This window comes from Streptomyces sp. NPDC031265 (genome assembly GCF_055570295.1).
Genome location: NZ_JBVIHM010000040.1, coordinates 1 through 15,362 on the forward strand (window position 1 = coordinate 1; position 15,362 = coordinate 15,362).

Genomic DNA, 15,362 nt, shown 5'->3' on the forward strand with positions numbered 1-15,362 from the left:
CGGGCAGCCCACAGAACCGGCTCGGGCGGCGGCGTGCACCCCTGATGCCGAGACCCGCCCTGCCCGACTGGAATCTCGACGGCGGGGTGCTGTCCCTCTTCGTGAACATCAACCTCGACGCGATCCGGGTGCCTCCCGAGACGATGAACAACCGCTGTCGAAACAAACTCGCGAACAAAGCCATCAGCCGTTCGTTGACTGTCAGTGCCTTCCTCTACGCTCCCTTTTGATCACATAGGCGGAGAGGAAGAGCCGTCTGCCTCTCCTGGCCAGAGCTGGTTAGTCCTTCAGGGCCGCTTGCACCACTGCCGCGGGCTGACGGCCGATCGGCCAGGACGTCACGAGCTCCCGGCGCCCGACCGCCCAATGCAAGCCAGTCGCCGTCGCCGAGCCGGTGAGCATCGCCAACAGCGACTGTCTGCGCCATCAGCTCGGCGAGGAGCAGAATATGCGTTGGCCTGTACCACTCGGCGTGCCGATCGAAGGTCAGCTGCCGGTCCTCGTACGGGTGGCGGAGGGTCATACGGAGGTGGCCACCGCCATGTCCCTTGAAGGGGCCAGGGAGGCCACCGAGCACGCCTGTCAACCCGAACCACACACCCTGGTAGGCCGATCCCTTTGCCCCATGCCCCATCTGGATACCGATCCCCAGCATGACCCTGGATGTCCAAAACCAGTGAAGGCGCACACCCACTCATCCAACCTGCACACCCGCCCGCAACACCGACAAAACTCAGGTGACAGGCGCCCACTCCGCCGAACACGCCACCCCGGTGCTCACCTTCACCGAGCGGCGCCGAGCACCGCCCAGTGCAACTGAACGACCCGCAGGTCATAGCCTCCCCCACTGACCAGAATCACTGATTCACGACATCAGCGCGGATGCGTACACCAGCGCTCCTGTGGACCGGGCAGCGCAGGACATACGGGAGGGCGCCGCGGACGCCGCGCTCGCGCCGACGGCGGGGCGTGCTACGAACTGGCGGAGAGGGTGCGGCGCCGTGTTTCCGCGATGTGGAGGTCGATATAGCGGGTCAGGATCACTGCGTCCTGGGTGTCGGCGGCCTGGAAGGAGATACGGCGGAGCAGGCCAACGTTGTCGAGGGCGACGCCTTCGCGAGCAAGGACGAAGGCGAGGGTGAGGAAGGCGGAGCGGGCGTTCCCGTCGTCGAAGGGGTGGAGGAAGCACACGTCGAGATAGGCGCGTGCGGCCCGGGCGGCCAGGCGGAGCGGCGTGCCGTTGCCCTTGGCGCTCTCGGCCAGGCAGGCGTCGAGGCGGGAGTGTGTGTCCGAGGCGATGCCGTAGCGCTCCCGGCCTCCCTTGGCGAAGGCGGGCAGGGAGCGGAACGCCGGCAGGCGAGGTGTACCCAGGACGTGCTGCTGCCAGCCCTGAAGCAGTGCGAAGTCGAGGGGGGCGCCGCGCGCCGCGTCGGCCCGGAGCCGTGCGAGTGCGGCGAGCAGGCCCTCTGCGCGGGCGGAGTCCAAGGCGCCGTCGAAGGCGCGGATGTCTTCGGCGGCGCCGTCGCGTGTCGGCGTCACCGGTTCATGCCCTCCGCGGTCCTGGGCCTCGTGCCAGGCCACCGTTTCGCGTACGGCGAGCCACCGCTCCAGGTGGTCGAGGGCAGGCTGAGCGGGCAGCCGCGGCCGGTTGTCCGGCGACAGCCTCTGCGTGACGCGTTCCGCGACGTCGTCGACCAGCACCGTGTCGGGGCCGCTCCAGCTGCGGAACCGCCCGCCGATCGCCTCGTCCACGAGCTCTCGCGCAACGTCCGGCGCGACCCCCGAATGGTCGAGGAACCAGGTGAGCACCTGTCGGCAATGCCCGTACCACCCGCTGCCGCAGCCGGTGCGGTCGACGACCTGCAGGATCAGATTCCGGACGGTGCGCTCCCACAAGATCCGCTGGTCTTCGATGCCGTCGAGGTCCAGCGGGTAGGCCTCGAACCACCCGGCGAGGCTCTCCAGCCACGACCGCCACTCGCAGAGCGCCGCGATGACCCGGTCCAGTGTCTCCTGCGGGGTGGTGACCGAGTCGCGCGGGCAGCACCAGCTCCCCACAGGCCCGCCGTCGAAGTCCCCTTCGTCGTGCGCCCAGCGCCAGCCCACGGCCCAGCGGCCGTAGTGCTGCATCAAGGCATACGACATGGCATCCGCCCAGAGCTCGGCCTCGCCCCGGCTCCAGTCACTCATCGCGGGATCGATGAGGGGTACGTCCGGGCGGCTGGGTACGCAGCCGGCCGGAGCCAGCGAGCGCACCACTCGCGCCGCCGTCTCACTGTTGAAGCAATGACGCGCGGGGTCCACCTCGTCCCAGATCAGATCGCGAGGCCACAGGGGAGAAAACACCGCGTAAGCCTGCCACGCCCACCCTGCTGCCAGGCAAATGGATTACTCCACAGCATGAGCCGCCGGGGCGGGGGACGGGGACTTGGGGGTATCCATCCTCCCGCAGTCACATGACCGCGCGCAGGTCACCGGCGAGATCCGGCACAGGGGGCGTCGACGACGGGCCCTGCACGCGCCCGGGGGCGCTTCCGTATGGCGATGGCCCGAGTGCCCTGCCGGGGTGCGGCGGCAGAGGGGACCCTGCCGCACGGGATCACACGAGGGCGCGGATACCGAAGCCGACGACGACGTACACGAACCGAACACGGCCATCCAGGCGAACCCCAGCATGCCGCGCCTGCGCCACGTGCGGGTGTACGCGTCCGGGTTCCCCTCGGCCTCGAACCACGACCGCACCCCACGAAAATCCCTGATCAACACCAGGCCGAACAGGCCGAACACCGCGAAACCGGCAAAGACAAGCATCAGCACGACCATCACGTGATCACATCAGGCCGGGTCAGGACGTGTACAGCGGTGACGGCCACGGATCGACACGTCCGCGCCCACCACCGCTCCGCGGAGCCCGTGCCTGCCCGCAGGGTCAGGCTGCCGACGGCAGTCCCGCCCGCATCTCCTCAACGACGCCTGTGGGGACGTCTGCGCCGGGCGCCACCTCGACGACGCGCACCACGGCTACGTCGCCCTCAAGCTGCTGCTTGCGGTCCTCGACCGCAGTGGCCGAGTACGACACGGCAGACGAGCGCACTCCTCCCTCGCTGTCCCGCCACACCACTTTGAAGTTCCGCATCTATACCCCCGGGGATCATTACCGGCCGCCACCACAGTGGCTCGAACGTGTACTCCCATTCTGGCGGGCGGGTCTGACAACCCGCCCCCGCCGAGACGAGAGGCGGGACGGCGGGTTCAGGACGGACGTAGCGGCGTGGTCGTACGGGGGCGGCCAGCGGGGGATTGGCGTGAGCGCGCCCCAAACCGGAGCCCTCTCCTGCCGGATCATGGAACCGGCGTCGCAACATGCCCCACAGCCACCAGCCCCAGGCCGACAACACACAGGGACGGGGAGCCCCAGCCGGCCGCCATGAGCAGGGCGCCCGCTCCCCACACCCGGGGACGGTGAACGTGACGCTGTAGCCACCGGCCCGGCAACCGGCCGAGCAGAAACCCGTGCAGGCCCAAGACCGCCCCTGTCACCCCCACCGCGAATACCGTCAGCAGCGCCCCACCCACGAGCACACCCACCGCCATGAGCAGCCCCCAGCGACCCTCAACCAATAGACTTGAACGAGTTCAAATCTATCAAGGCAGGAGCGGCGCGGGTGTGGCAGTCGGCGACGGCACGGCCACGGCCGACGACCTGCGTCCGTAGCCGGGCTTTTTTGTCCTCAGCGCACCGCAGGCCGCGGACGCTCGTGTCACAGCCCTGCCTCCTGGGCGCCTGCGCCGCTTCCCGGAGTCGTGAACATCCGCGCACGTCCAGCCCGGCCAGCACATCACCATGCACGAGGACCGAACCGTGGCCGGCACCGCAGTCATCCTGGACGTTCATCGCCCTGCCACCGCCGTGCCCACGGGATGACGTGACTGGCTCACACTGCCTACTGGCGCACATATCTACGTACTTGGTGGAGCACTCACAGCACAGTACGCCGACACCTGCGCCCTCATCCCGCGCCTCTGCGCCGACCTGGCCGCGCAACACCCCACCTCGCCGAGCCACCGGGCGCCGGAGCTCGCACCCCCTCGGCCTCGCCCGTGTCACTGGCTCCAGTAGTCACGGCGGGGCAGCTGGACCCACACGTCAGGGGGCCCGGTGACCGCGCGCGCATCGGCGGGACGCAGTCCCGCGAAGGCGCAGGCGTAGGCCACCGCGTGGTACTGGTAGAGATAGGCAGCCAGGACTTCCTCGGCGGTGTCGCTCTCGTGGGGTCCGCCGCCGGGGCTCAGGTCCCGGCCGGCGATGGTGCCGTCGCGGGCGATGCTGCCCTGGTTGCCGCTCTTGGCGTTGGCGTACAGGCCGTAGCAGCGGGTGCCGGCGGACAGCCGGGTCAGCACGCCGGGCGTGCTCGGCGCGTATCCCCAGGGCTGGGTCACCACGCAGCCGCCCGGCACGGACGTCACACCGATGATCTGCAAGATGTCGTCCATCTCGTGTGCGTACGGGGCTTCCAGCACTTCCGCGACCAGGCCGTGATCGGCTGGCGTGGCCTGCAGACGGCTCACCGCTTCGGCCGCATCGATCCCGGCCACACAGGCCAGCCCCGTGCCTTCGTAGTGAAACCTGCCGAGTGCGTCCACGAGCCGCAGGCCCTCCGCGGCCGTGGTGCGCTCTGCTTCGGTCAGGCCGCGTTCACCGGCCGGCAGCGCGAACAGGTGCGGCGTCGGCCCGGCCAGACTCAACCGCCCCGCCGACCAGCCGCCGATCAACTCCCGCCACGGATCAGCCCCAGCAGCAGCCAGAGCCAGCGCATTGTCCGGCCGCCGGGACACAACGGCCTCCCACAACGCCGTCACCCCCATCTCCAGCGCATCCACGTCCGCGACCCGCCCGGCCAGCTCCGCGACCACCTGCGCCGAGCCGAGCACCGCCGCCCGGTGCAGAGGCCGCCCCCCGCTCCACGCCTCCGGATCAGCACCCCGCTCCAGACGCTCCCGGATGTCGCCGTGATCCGTCCAGTCCCAGCCCATCCCCGCCCAACCATCCTGCGCCGCCATCGTGCCCCTCCCCCACCCCGCCCAACGACTCCACCCCCACACTCCCACACGGCTCCGACACCACCCCGCGCCCCTGCATCCAAGGCTGGCCCTGCGCGGCATCCCGGACCAGGTCACCTCGCATGCCGATCAACCGCCGCGAGCGTGCCGGACGGCTCAGGACAGCAGTTGGCCCAGGGGACGCCCCTGGTCGAAGTACGCCACGACAAGAGCCGATATCTGGCCGTCGCTCGTGAACGTCGGCCCCTGACCGGCGAGGGCTCCAGCTGGATGTCCGCCCCGAACAGTCGTGCCGCATCGAAGAGAGCCTGCAGCGTGCGCAGACCCTCCAGGTCGAGCGCGCCGATGAGGGTGCACCAGGTCTGAGAGGCGGGATCGTAGGAGGCCACGGAACGCAGCACAGCCAGCTGCTCGCTCCCGTGGGTGTTCCCGGTGCGCGCTGCCCGGACGGTGACCCTGATCAGCCAATGGTCGTTCGGGCGCGGGATCGGCAAGGAGTTCATCCTCCGACATCAGGGCGCGCTGCTGACAACCGGGAGTGCACGGTGCCGGGGATGGCGACATCAGCAACACCGTGCGCCTGATCGCGTGCGTATGTGAGCGAGGTCATGAGTGTGGTGGTGTTTGATGGGTCCGACGGGTTCGCGAAGGCACCGCTCGCATGCCACGCGTGCGGCTGGCACCCACACCGCTTCTTGACCCGACCGGCCTTCCGGAGGCGCCGTATCGTCAGTCTCCCAAGAACGGCCAGCGAACACCAAGGGGTCTCTGCCCGCACAGCGTGCGGCCGCCACCCTCGTCGTCATGAGCGGCGCCCGGCAGACGACGAGAACCCGCCAAGGCCGCACACCAAGCCAATCCGGTTCCTCCCCGGGCACTCAATGGCTTCCCCCTGCTGACCATCCTCGGCCTCAACAAGCCCCGGCAGCGGCAGCGAACTGACAGCGGTACCGGCGCGGCCCGGCCAAGGCCCGCAAGGTGAGGGGCCGCTCCTCGCGGAACTAGAGCCGTGCGAATACCTGCCCAGCCCCGCGCAACCCACAGCGCTCCCCGGTCCCTACCAGATCACGATGCCGCCACCAGCCTGAACTGCGCGGCGGGCGGCGTGGCTGATGTGGGCCAGCTTCGAGGTCAGGTGGTGCGTGTGCTCCTCAACACTGCGGCCGGGGTCCATGCCCGCGACGATCAGCGGCACGCGGGAAGCGAGCAGTGCGCACTCGTCGAGGAAGGCACCGGCCTCGTCCGGCTCGACGTAGAGGTCGCCGCCGGCCAGGCGGGGAAAGAACCGCGCGCCGAGCGAGCGGACCATGGGCGAACCCCACACACTCGTACGCCACCGCTCGAAACCGGCCGTCTCCGAGACACCATCGGGAGCATCCAGGTAGTCCCGGGTGCCGCAACAAGCTCATACCGGCAACTCCACCACGTGCCCGCCAGCAACTCCAGCCATTTGAGGGGCCACTGCCGCACAGAGGCAGACCGGGGAAGGAGACACGGTCGCACGGAGCTCCTGTGCCATCAGGAAGGGATCCCACCGCACGGCATGGAGGAACATCTGCCGTGACAGATGATCACCGCGTCGTTGCGGTTGCGGGAGCCGCGCCCCACCGCGCGCGTGACGGGAGGGAGCAGCAGATGATCCGCCGCGACAGAGTCTGGGGCGTACGAGGCGCCAACCCGAACGGGGACCTGCACCGTGACCCGGGCTGGGGACGCGCTCTGCCCCGCGCCGAGCAGGACTGACCCGGCGCGCGCCCCGGGCCGGTCCCGGTGCCGCTCCCAGCGGCAACGCTCCCCACCTCACCAGCTGGTGAGCGGGGCGTATGACAGGCTGGGAACGCCCGGCGGGGCCCATTGATGAAGCCGATGCCCCGCCGGGAACTGCGTTCAGCAGCCCCGCTCATAGGCGGCCGGTGGCGGGCGGCCGCGCCTGTACCGGTGTGCTGCGGCCGCGAGTTCGGCCGGTCAACGTCCTCGCGCGGTAGCGTCCTTGCCGCCCCGGCAGGCGCCACCGGGCGTCAGGGCCGGTCGCGATCAACCTCGGCCCCAACGAGCCCCCAGCAGCGGCAGCGAAAGAGACACGCCTCGATGGGCGAGAAGCTGGCTGCGGCCCTGCCCGTGCCGCCAGGCCTGCGGGCCCGACCAGCGGGAGTCAGAGGCGGTGCAGGCGGCGACCGCATGCGTGTCGCACGATCAGCGTCCTGAGCAGACCCCGCTGGAACCCGGCACCCGCAACCGGCTCGCAGGTTGGGATGATTCCTACCGTAACCAGACGCCCCATAGCGGGCTTGCCTGCCGCAAAGACGGCGCGTACACCAGCAAGGGATCCCCATGACCGACTATCTGAAGGCCGCCATGGCGATGCTCGGCCCGGGCCCGAAACCGCTACGCGGACCCCGCCGCCTGGGACCGCCTCCACGCAGAGCTCGCCATCCAGCTGCCCGCCGACTATCACGTCGTGGTGGACGCGTACGCGCCCGTCCAGCTCAACGGCCACCTGTACCTGCACCACCCCGCGACCGAACGCTGGAACCTGCGCCGCAAGATACGGGACACGGTGCATGCCTGGTCCCAGGTGTCCTGGGGGACCTCGACCCGGACGAAGACCCGCGTGTGCTGTTCGGGCTGAAGGAGCTGAACTTCGGCACCGCGAGGGACTGTGGCCGCTCACGGGAACCGACCGGGGCGAGACGCTCTTCCTCGCCGCCGCGCAGGACACAGCCCCCTGGCTCCTGACCGAAGACGGGGAAGGCGGCTGGGCACGATACGACATGGGCTTCGCCGAATGGCTCTACCACTACCTCACCGGCGAAGACATGGCCGGCCCCCACACATCCGCCTTCTACCCCGGCCCCGTACAACTGCGCCCCCTTCCCATGACCCCCGACGAACGCACACAACCGTGGAGCAGTCCGGACCGCGGCATGTAACCCCCCTCTGCCACGACACCCCTGGACACCCGCCCGGTCGCGCGGAAGTCGGCAAAAGGGCGTGGGTGGCTCTCGACGGTGCGCAGCACGCGTCGAGGCGGGCCGATGCGGCCAGCCTTTCAACGGCGGCGTCAGGGTGCTCCTGCCATCAAGAAGCCACGCGCGGCGGACCCGGCCGAGGGCGTCAGCGGGCGCGGGTGACGCTGATCTACTCGTCGGGACAGCCCGTCAGCGTCTCGCCCAGGGCCGCTTGTTCGGCCGGGTCGATACTCAGGCCCCAGCGGATCTTGTCGGCCACCCATTCGGTGACGTACTGGCACCGGTAGTCCGCGGCTGGCGGCAGCCACGTGGAAGGTCCTGGCCCGCTCTGCTGCGGTTGGAGGCTGCCTCAGCTGTCTGCCCCGCTCCACTCGGAGTGAGGCGGGCATGACATCCTGTGCGTCTGCTGTGGGCTGCGGGGTGTGGGGGGCGGCCCAGCTACGGGATCTTGGGGGTTGTCGTGCGCCGTGTGCTTGTGTCTGCCAGTGCTGCCGTACTGCTGTGCGCGGGCTGCTCCCAGTCCACGGACTCCCGCTCCCCGGCTACGCCCGATACGGCGCACCCGCGCGCCGTTTCCCCCTCCCCCGGCGATGCCGGAGCTCTCGTACGGGCTGCCGTCGCCGCAACCCGCGCGACCACGGCGCGCATCGACGAGAAGGTCGAAGTCGGTGACGACCGCGGCTCTTTCCCCCTCACGGTGACCGGCAGCTTCGACATGGCCGCGGACAAGGGCCGCCTGGCGGTCGACTTCCCCGGCGGCGCCATCAGCCACCTCGACGAGGTCTTCACCTCGGGCACCGTCTACCTGCGCAACAACAAGAACACCTCGCGCACGTGGAGCAGGCTGGAGCGCACGGCTGCACAGTCCCACTACCTGCTGCGCGCGCCCGTCAACGATCCCGAGCACGTCCTGGTGCAGATCGCCGCGATGCGACGCGTCACCAAGGGCGGCGAGGACACCATCAGCGGCGCCCGGTGCGTGCGCTACCGGGGCATCCTCGACCACGCCACCATCACCCTCCGCCAAGCGGCCAAGGCCCGCGAACAGGCCGACGCGATACGCGACGCGCTCGGCACCGACCTTCCCGTCTACGCCGAAGCCTGGATCAACCCGCACGGCCAACTCGTCCGCGCCCGGCTCTCCTTCGACTTCGACACCCTCCACCTCAACACCACCCTCAACCTCAGCGACCACGGCAAACCCGTCGACGTCACCGCGCCCGCGACCGACGCCCAGCCGGTCACCGTCACCGGCGGCGTCCTGCCCGGCTGACCCACCTCCGTGGCATGGATCAGAAGGTGTCCTGGAGAGCGTCCGCCCGCCGCTTAACAGGATGGACAGCGGTGGAGGGAGAACACAACGACTCGTACGGGAACACGTTCCTTGCGGCGTTTGGGCCGGCCTCGCTGCCGCACGGGGAGCACCGGCGGTCCGCGCCGTCCTCGAACGCGCATGCTCCGCAGCGCAGGACATCGGGCTGCTCGCCGAACAGACGCCTTGAGTCGGGCTCGCCAGGTGCTGGCAGACCTGCATGCGGCCGCGCTCCTTGGCTTCGTACAGCAACGACGGATGGTCGTGTACCAAGTCCGGCAGGTTGTCGAGCTCCCTCGCCCGGCCGGGGCCGAGCACGGCTTCGAGCGCCTGCGAGGTGTGAGCGGCCACAGCCTGGAGCTGATCGTCAACGGCGGTGGAGCCCTTCATGGCATCAGGGACCGCTCCGCCCCAGCCATGGCGAGAGCGCTGTCTCGGCGCGTCCGCGCGAACCTGCGGCCGCAACAGGCCCCATTTCATGGATCATTGGCGAGGAAGCCTGTTGGGTCAGCAGCCGGCTGGTGATCCATAATCCGGATGTGGACCTATCGGATGACGGCCCGGCCCTGGATGACAGGTGGGCGCAGAGCGACAACAACCTGTGCGGGCTGCTGCCGGGCAGCCGGGACGCCTCGCGGGTGGCCGAGCGTTTCGTGCGGGCCGGGTGGCGGTCGCGGTCGTCCTCCTGGGAAGGGTACGAAATCGAGACCAGCTGGTGCTGCTTCGAAGCCGACCCGTTCGACGGCTCTGCCACCTTGCTGAACGGCGTCATCGCCCCGGACCGGCTCGACGATCTCGCAGCACTGCTCACACGGTTCGACCTGCGCTTCACCCTTGAGCTCTACGACGACGACCGCAACCTGGTCCGGGAGATCAAGGGCTGAACAGGTCGGAGGACACGGGAAGTTCCCGAGGGAATGGTCCAGGTGAAGGAGTGGAAGACGCAGACGGCCAGCGGCGCGTCCTGACGCCGTGTGGACGGCGCGCCTTGCCACGGCCCCTTCACCGTGGCCACTCCCACCCGCCGGGTGCTGCGGCTGCCTGGTCCCGGCGGACCGGCTCGCCGCCACCTACCGCAGGAGACTACGGCTCACCGAAAAGCGCGGCCAGCCGACGATCGCCCTCACCCACACCGTCGACGTCCTCGACCACGCAGCCGGCCAAGGCATCCGGATCGGTCGTCTCAACAGCGCGGACAGGGCATGGCCGTTCATGCTCTTCCTCAACGCCGACGCCACAGCCGTGCTGGCCTGCACCGCATTCGCCAGGAGCTGACGCCGTGCGCCCGGCGCCCGCCCCGCTGTCCTACCCGGGGGCGAGGCTGCGCCGGGCGAGAGGTGCCATCGTCAGCGCCGCCTCGCTGACCGCCCACACATGCCCCCGGCGCACAGAGCCGGGATCGCTGGGGCTGCGGGGGCGGTAGCGCAGCAGGTGGTGGCGCTGGGCGACATGCTGAAGGACCAGCTGGCCCCACTGGATGGCGGCGCTGCGGTCGCGCAGCCGGGTCACGATGCCGGTCACATCGAGCAGGACGTCTCCAGGCGCGACGGTGCCCGCCTCCAGCAGCTGAAGCAGCTGCAGGGCGAGCGCGTCGCCCAGTTCCGCCGCGCAGCGCGGACCCGGGCACCGGGGTGAACAGGTCCGGCCCCAGGATGCGGCAGATGCGCGGATGGTGGGCGGTGCGCGGGCGGGGCAGGCTGGTTGGGGGCGGGCCGAGGGCGAGGACGGGCGGCAGGGTGTGGGCGGTCCGCAGGCTTGGCAGGCGGGCCAGACGGGCGCACAGGCGGCGGCTGTCCTGGGCATCGCTCAGGGGGTCCTCCTCCTGCAGGAGTGCCGCACGCTCGGCCCGGTGCAGGACCGGGGCGGTGCCCAACGGGTGCATCAGGTCGCGGTGTCCGGTGCTCTCGACGCCGGAGAGGCAGGGCAGGGGCGGGCAGCCCCGCTCGCACAGGGTGTAGTCCTGATCGCGGCCCCACTCGCGTACGGTTCGGTGCCCTTCGCTATCGGTGGGCAGGACCAGGCGGCCGTGGCCGTCGATCAGCCGCAACTCGATGACGTCGGTGCATGCCAGGACCCGCAGTCCCGCAAGGCCCGCCAGCTCCGCATCCGCGCCCGGCCCGATCAGGGCCGGTGGCATCACCGCCATCAACCAGCCCAGCAGGATCGGGTCGACGCGCAGGTGCAGGCAGGCGCGGCCCGCGCAGGCCGCCAGCAGACCCAACTCCTCCTCCGCCAGGGCTTCGTCCATGATCTCGTCCTGGTCCCGCAGAGCCCGCCACAGGCCGGCCTCCAGCCGCTGCTGCCCCCGGCACACCGCCAACGCCCGCCCGCCGGCCCCCGGTCCCGCCGCGCTGCTGCTCGCACTCGCCTCGCCCACCGCCACGCCGGCGACGCTACCCGCCCCGCCACCACCACCCGGCCCCTTCCCGCTGAACCGACCCCGGCCCGCCGCACCGGCAGATCAGCGCGGCAGAGGCCTGAGCAGCCCCGTACACGCGAGAATGTTCATGCCTACCACCGGACCGGTCACCTACGCCTGGTGCTTCGACCACGGGACACTTCACGCCTTTCCCCAGGCCAGCACCCCCTGGTGCACAGCCGCGTGGGCCGCCTTGGACGCCACCGACCGCGACGAGGCCCTCACGGAGAAACAGACTCGCTTCGCAGCGGCCCGCTTCTTCGACGAGCTGCCCCGCGAACAGCAGCTCGCCCTCCGGCACATGGAGCCCGACCAGCACCACCCGCACGAATGCCCCCGCACCGGTGCCACGCCCGCGCCCCTGCGGGCACGCTGTGGACACGGGCGAGATGACGTTTCAGAATGCCGTTTCGGCACTGATGGAAGCCGGGCAAGGCGGTCTGGCAGCATGGAGCCGCTGACCTCCTGGCGAACGGGAAGACCGTGCGCGCCGACTACGCGAAAGTGGACGGCGATGTTCCCCCTGAAGACCCTGACGAGTATCTCGCCTTCGTCCGTGAATACCGCCGGCAGTCCTCGGTGAGGATCGCTGACGTGGCCTTCGCCATGAAGCACAACATCGTCCCGACCCGGCTCCAGGAGTGACCAGGAGTTGGGGCGCGCTGCGAGAGCGCGCGCCGACCGCCGCGTGGAGCCAGTCCCCTCAACACCACCGGGTTGGTCGGCGCCGTAGCGCGCGGCCCGCTCGCCCGTCCCTTAGCGTGGGAGCGCTGTCGCTGACAGGCCGACGGCATGCCGGGCCCGCGGCCACTTCGCACGTACGCGGGCCCGGTCCACCCTGGACACAGCCCGCTCGGCGGCCGGTCACCCACGCCAGGCCAGCTCGGCCGCCTGCGCGGTTGCACGAGCCAGACGCGGGCCAGCGTCGATCCCGCAGGCCACAGCGCATCATCAGGTGTGCTGTTGACGTCACTTCTCACAGTGGGCGCGGAACTCCCGCTGCCGCGCGGCCATCAGGCCGGGGGCGCTGCAGATGGCAGTCCAGGACGTGCACGCCGTCCTGGAACGGGGTGAAGCCGATCCTCGCCCGGACCCCGGCCAGCTTGGCCTTGGCTTCATCGTGCTGACCCTCAGTGAGTTCGCGGACGTCAGCCGATCCCGCTTCGCAGACCACGGCCCCGTATCCGCAGGCAGCGCGCCAGAGGATGCCGGTCGTCTCGTGCCGGTGAACTCCTCTTCCCTTACGCTCGATGCGCAGCCGACCGTGGCCTGACGGCGGTGCGCACGGGACGGAGGGGACATGATTCCGCGGCCTTACCGGATGAAGGGTGCCACCCTCCAGTTGGGGGCGCGCCACCCAGGGGAATGGGGCCCGTTCGGCCTGTACGGCGCGGACGCCCCGCAGCACGAGGAGAGGGGCCGGGCGGGTGCGGGGGCGAACGCGGGGGCCCTGCCCGGTGCCGTATCCCCCACCTCGTGCGGGAACGGCACCGACGACGGGTGAGGCAGGGGGCGCCGTATCCGGTGCACCGGGCTGGTCAGACGGCGGAGGACGGGCCGTCAGGGGACGGCTGGCCGGCGGGTTCCGGTACAACGAACGCGGGCCTGAGCGCTGGTGGCAGGTCGGACATCGTCCCGAACACCAGGACAGCGTCCGGGTTCATGGTGTCGTTCTCCAGCGTGGCAATGATCCCCGACGACAACAGAATCTTGATCAGCGCGCTCTGCATGTGCAGACCCATCGTGCCGACATACCGGAAGGCCGGCGTATCGACCTGCCCGGCCTGGAGACTGTCGACGGCGGCCTGGACCATGGCGGGATCGCAGGCCCAGAACACGGACACAGCCGCACCCATCTCCGCGTCAGCGTTCACCTCGCCCCTGGCTCCCGCCCCCTCCTGCGAACTCTCCTCCCCCTCGATGAAAGCGGGCAGACCGGCGCGCCGCAGCGCCGTAACCACCCGCGCCGCAAGCTCGTAGCGGACCGCCAGAACCTCATCCGACGCGCGGACAAAACCGTACTCAGGCATACCGTCTGCCCCTCCCCGAGACGCGGCGGGCACCGGCAGGACACCCGGCCTCCACCCTGCACCGTCACATTCAACTGGCCATCTCACCTGCAGGGCTGATCTTCATCCCTCGTTCTCCTTCCGCAGGGGTCCGCACGTCCTGGACTACGGGTGAATCTGCCACCAGCGGTCCGCCTCAGCACGAGCCACTTCCGCGTCGTACTGACGCGCCTCGAAGTGGAACTCCGGGACAGGGCAGGGCGCGGGAGTGTCCGCCGCCCGCGGAACCTCCCAGTGCGACCACCACACGATCTCCCCGAACCGCTGCACAAGCACGGTCAGGACGCCGCAGCAGCCTCCCGTGCACTGGGGCTCTCCCAGCTCCAGGCGGCGCGCCCGGGCGGTCGCCCGCAGTGGGCTGGGGCGGTCGGCCGGCAGCGCATCAGCCGCGTACGGTCCGCGGCCGCCTTCACCGACCGCGACGTCGACCACGTCCTTGTCATTGCCCCACAACCGCAGCTGGGCAGGGAAGCGGGGAGTGGGCGGCAGCACCCTGATCTCCAGACGATCGAACGCCAGGCCGTCCCCGGTCATGCCGCCGATCCGGCCCCGGCCCGTACCTCCTCGATGACGCTCCCAGGAACATCCCCACCCGGCTCCGCCTCGACAACACGCACCACGGCCCCGTCGGCTTCCAGCCGCTGGCGACGGTGCTCCGCAGCTGATTCCGAGTACGACACGGCAGAGGTCCGCACCCTCGCGTCACCACCGGTCCGCCACACCACTTTGAAGTTCCGCATACCGACCCCTTGCGTTGAGGATCACCCCTGGCCACAGGCGGTGAGCGAACATGTATTCCTATCCTCGCAGGAGGGTCTGACAGTGAGGATGTACGCGGCATCACTCGGGGGTCTGTGTGACTGAGCACGCTAGGTGTCACCTGAGCAAGATTGTTGTCACCAGCCGCCTCGCGACTCAAAGTGATCATCTGCACCGAAGCGCGACATCATCGGCCAGCGCTGGAGGATTCAGCTCGATTGACCGGGTCGGGTTAGTTTAAGATCACGCCACCACGGCGGCCGACTCGATGACGACCGGCTGGACAGGCACGTCCTGGGTGCCTGTCTTAACCTTGTTGATCCTGTCAACGACGTCCGTGCCTCGCACCGTCTTGCCGAACACTGCGTAGCCCCACCCGTCCTGGCCGGGGTAGTCGAGGAACTGGTTGTCCTTGGCGTTGATGAAGAACTGCGCGGAGGCCGACTGCGGGTCTGACGTTCGGGCCATGGTCACGCTGTATTTGACGTTCTTCAGCCCGTTCTTCGCCTCGTTCTCGACCCTGTTCGGAGCCGGCTTCTCCCGCATGCTCTTGTCGAAGCCTCCTCCTTGGATCATGAAGCCCTCGATCACCCGATGGAAGATCGTGCCGTCGTAGTGACGGCTCTCGACGTATGCAAGGAAGTTCGCAACCGTCTTGGGTGCCCTCTCGGCATCGAGTTCGAGCTCGATGTCACCAAAGTTGGTCTTGAGCAGGACGTTGGTCATGACTCTCCCACTGACGCAGCAGGCCCAGCCCGGCAGCCGCCCTCGTG

16 protein-coding genes are annotated in these 15,362 nt (G+C 69.8%); 8 read left to right on the forward strand and 8 right to left on the reverse strand.

Features of this window, described 5'->3' with window-relative positions; genetic code table 11:
- Window positions 1–230: hypothetical protein (locus ACZ499_RS36380; protein WP_468680990.1), on the forward strand; the 230-nt coding region annotated here is incomplete at its 5' end.
- Window positions 231–972: 742 nt separating this feature from the next.
- Here ACZ499_RS36380 and ACZ499_RS36385 read toward each other — a convergent pair.
- The 4 genes from ACZ499_RS36385 to ACZ499_RS36400 form a co-directional block, all read right to left on the reverse strand.
- Complete coding sequence (locus ACZ499_RS36385) at window positions 973–2,190, reverse strand: Fic family protein (RefSeq protein ID WP_468680992.1); 1,218 nt, start codon at window positions 2,188–2,190, stop codon at window positions 973–975.
- 739 nt (window positions 2,191–2,929) lie between these two features.
- On the reverse strand, window positions 2,930–3,136 hold the full coding sequence (locus tag ACZ499_RS36390) for a hypothetical protein (protein WP_468680994.1): 207 nt from the start codon (window positions 3,134–3,136) through the stop codon (window positions 2,930–2,932).
- Window positions 3,137–4,104: 968 nt separating this feature from the next.
- A complete protein-coding gene (locus ACZ499_RS36395; protein ID WP_468680996.1) occupies window positions 4,105–5,061 on the reverse strand; it encodes a DUF6461 domain-containing protein in 957 nt (318 codons plus the stop codon).
- A gap of 1,057 nt (window positions 5,062–6,118) precedes the next feature.
- Window positions 6,119–6,370, reverse strand: coding sequence for a hypothetical protein (locus tag ACZ499_RS36400; protein WP_468680997.1), 252 nt, complete (start codon window positions 6,368–6,370; stop codon window positions 6,119–6,121).
- A 1,149-nt stretch (window positions 6,371–7,519) separates the two neighbouring features.
- Between ACZ499_RS36400 and ACZ499_RS36405 the strand changes: the two genes are divergently transcribed.
- The 4 genes from ACZ499_RS36405 to ACZ499_RS36420 all read left to right on the forward strand — a co-directional run bounded on the left by ACZ499_RS36405 (window position 7,520) and on the right by ACZ499_RS36420 (window position 10,617).
- Window positions 7,520–7,690 carry a hypothetical protein gene (locus tag ACZ499_RS36405; protein WP_468680999.1) on the forward strand — a complete coding sequence of 57 codons (171 nt, stop codon included), beginning with the start codon at window positions 7,520–7,522 and terminating at the stop codon, window positions 7,688–7,690.
- Window positions 7,691–8,505: 815 nt separating this feature from the next.
- The gene (locus ACZ499_RS36410) at window positions 8,506–9,303 is read left to right on the forward strand and encodes an SCO4651 family lipoprotein (protein WP_468681001.1); all 798 of its coding nucleotides are present in this window, start codon (window positions 8,506–8,508) and stop codon (window positions 9,301–9,303) included.
- A gap of 578 nt (window positions 9,304–9,881) precedes the next feature.
- Window positions 9,882–10,226, forward strand: coding sequence for a hypothetical protein (locus tag ACZ499_RS36415; protein WP_389898229.1), 345 nt, complete (start codon window positions 9,882–9,884; stop codon window positions 10,224–10,226).
- Window positions 10,227–10,314: 88 nt separating this feature from the next.
- Entirely contained in the window at window positions 10,315–10,617 is a 303-nt protein-coding gene (locus ACZ499_RS36420) for a hypothetical protein (RefSeq protein ID WP_468681003.1), read from the forward strand.
- Window positions 10,618–10,647: 30 nt separating this feature from the next.
- Here ACZ499_RS36420 and ACZ499_RS36425 read toward each other — a convergent pair whose 3' ends face one another.
- Window positions 10,648–11,145, reverse strand: a complete 498-nt coding sequence (locus tag ACZ499_RS36425) for a hypothetical protein (protein WP_468681005.1) — start codon at window positions 11,143–11,145, stop codon at window positions 10,648–10,650.
- Between the two features lie 1,099 nt (window positions 11,146–12,244).
- On the opposite strand from ACZ499_RS36425, the gene ACZ499_RS36430 reads away from it, so the two are divergent.
- The 3 genes from ACZ499_RS36430 to ACZ499_RS36440 all read left to right on the forward strand — a co-directional run bounded on the left by ACZ499_RS36430 (window position 12,245) and on the right by ACZ499_RS36440 (window position 13,265).
- Window positions 12,245–12,406, forward strand: coding sequence for a hypothetical protein (locus tag ACZ499_RS36430; RefSeq protein ID WP_468681007.1), 162 nt, complete (start codon window positions 12,245–12,247; stop codon window positions 12,404–12,406).
- Window positions 12,407–12,794: 388 nt separating this feature from the next.
- Window positions 12,795–13,034 carry a hypothetical protein gene (locus ACZ499_RS36435; RefSeq protein ID WP_468681009.1) on the forward strand — a complete coding sequence of 80 codons (240 nt, stop codon included), beginning with the start codon at window positions 12,795–12,797 and terminating at the stop codon, window positions 13,032–13,034.
- Window positions 13,035–13,061: 27 nt separating this feature from the next.
- Window positions 13,062–13,265: a hypothetical protein gene (locus ACZ499_RS36440; protein WP_468681010.1), complete on the forward strand. Its 204-nt coding sequence runs from the start codon at window positions 13,062–13,064 to the stop codon at window positions 13,263–13,265.
- 34 nt (window positions 13,266–13,299) lie between these two features.
- On the opposite strand, the gene ACZ499_RS36445 is transcribed toward ACZ499_RS36440, so the two are convergent.
- The 3 genes from ACZ499_RS36445 to ACZ499_RS36455 all read right to left on the reverse strand — a co-directional run bounded on the left by ACZ499_RS36445 (window position 13,300) and on the right by ACZ499_RS36455 (window position 15,315).
- Window positions 13,300–13,791 (reverse strand): hypothetical protein, encoded by a 492-nt coding sequence (locus tag ACZ499_RS36445; RefSeq protein ID WP_468681012.1) that lies wholly within the window; start codon window positions 13,789–13,791, stop codon window positions 13,300–13,302.
- 144 nt (window positions 13,792–13,935) lie between these two features.
- Window positions 13,936–14,364 (reverse strand): hypothetical protein, encoded by a 429-nt coding sequence (locus ACZ499_RS36450; RefSeq protein WP_468681014.1) that lies wholly within the window; start codon window positions 14,362–14,364, stop codon window positions 13,936–13,938.
- 468 nt (window positions 14,365–14,832) lie between these two features.
- Window positions 14,833–15,315: a peptidylprolyl isomerase gene (locus ACZ499_RS36455; protein ID WP_468681015.1), complete on the reverse strand. Its 483-nt coding sequence runs from the start codon at window positions 15,313–15,315 to the stop codon at window positions 14,833–14,835.
- Window positions 15,316–15,362: the final 47 nt, after the last annotated feature.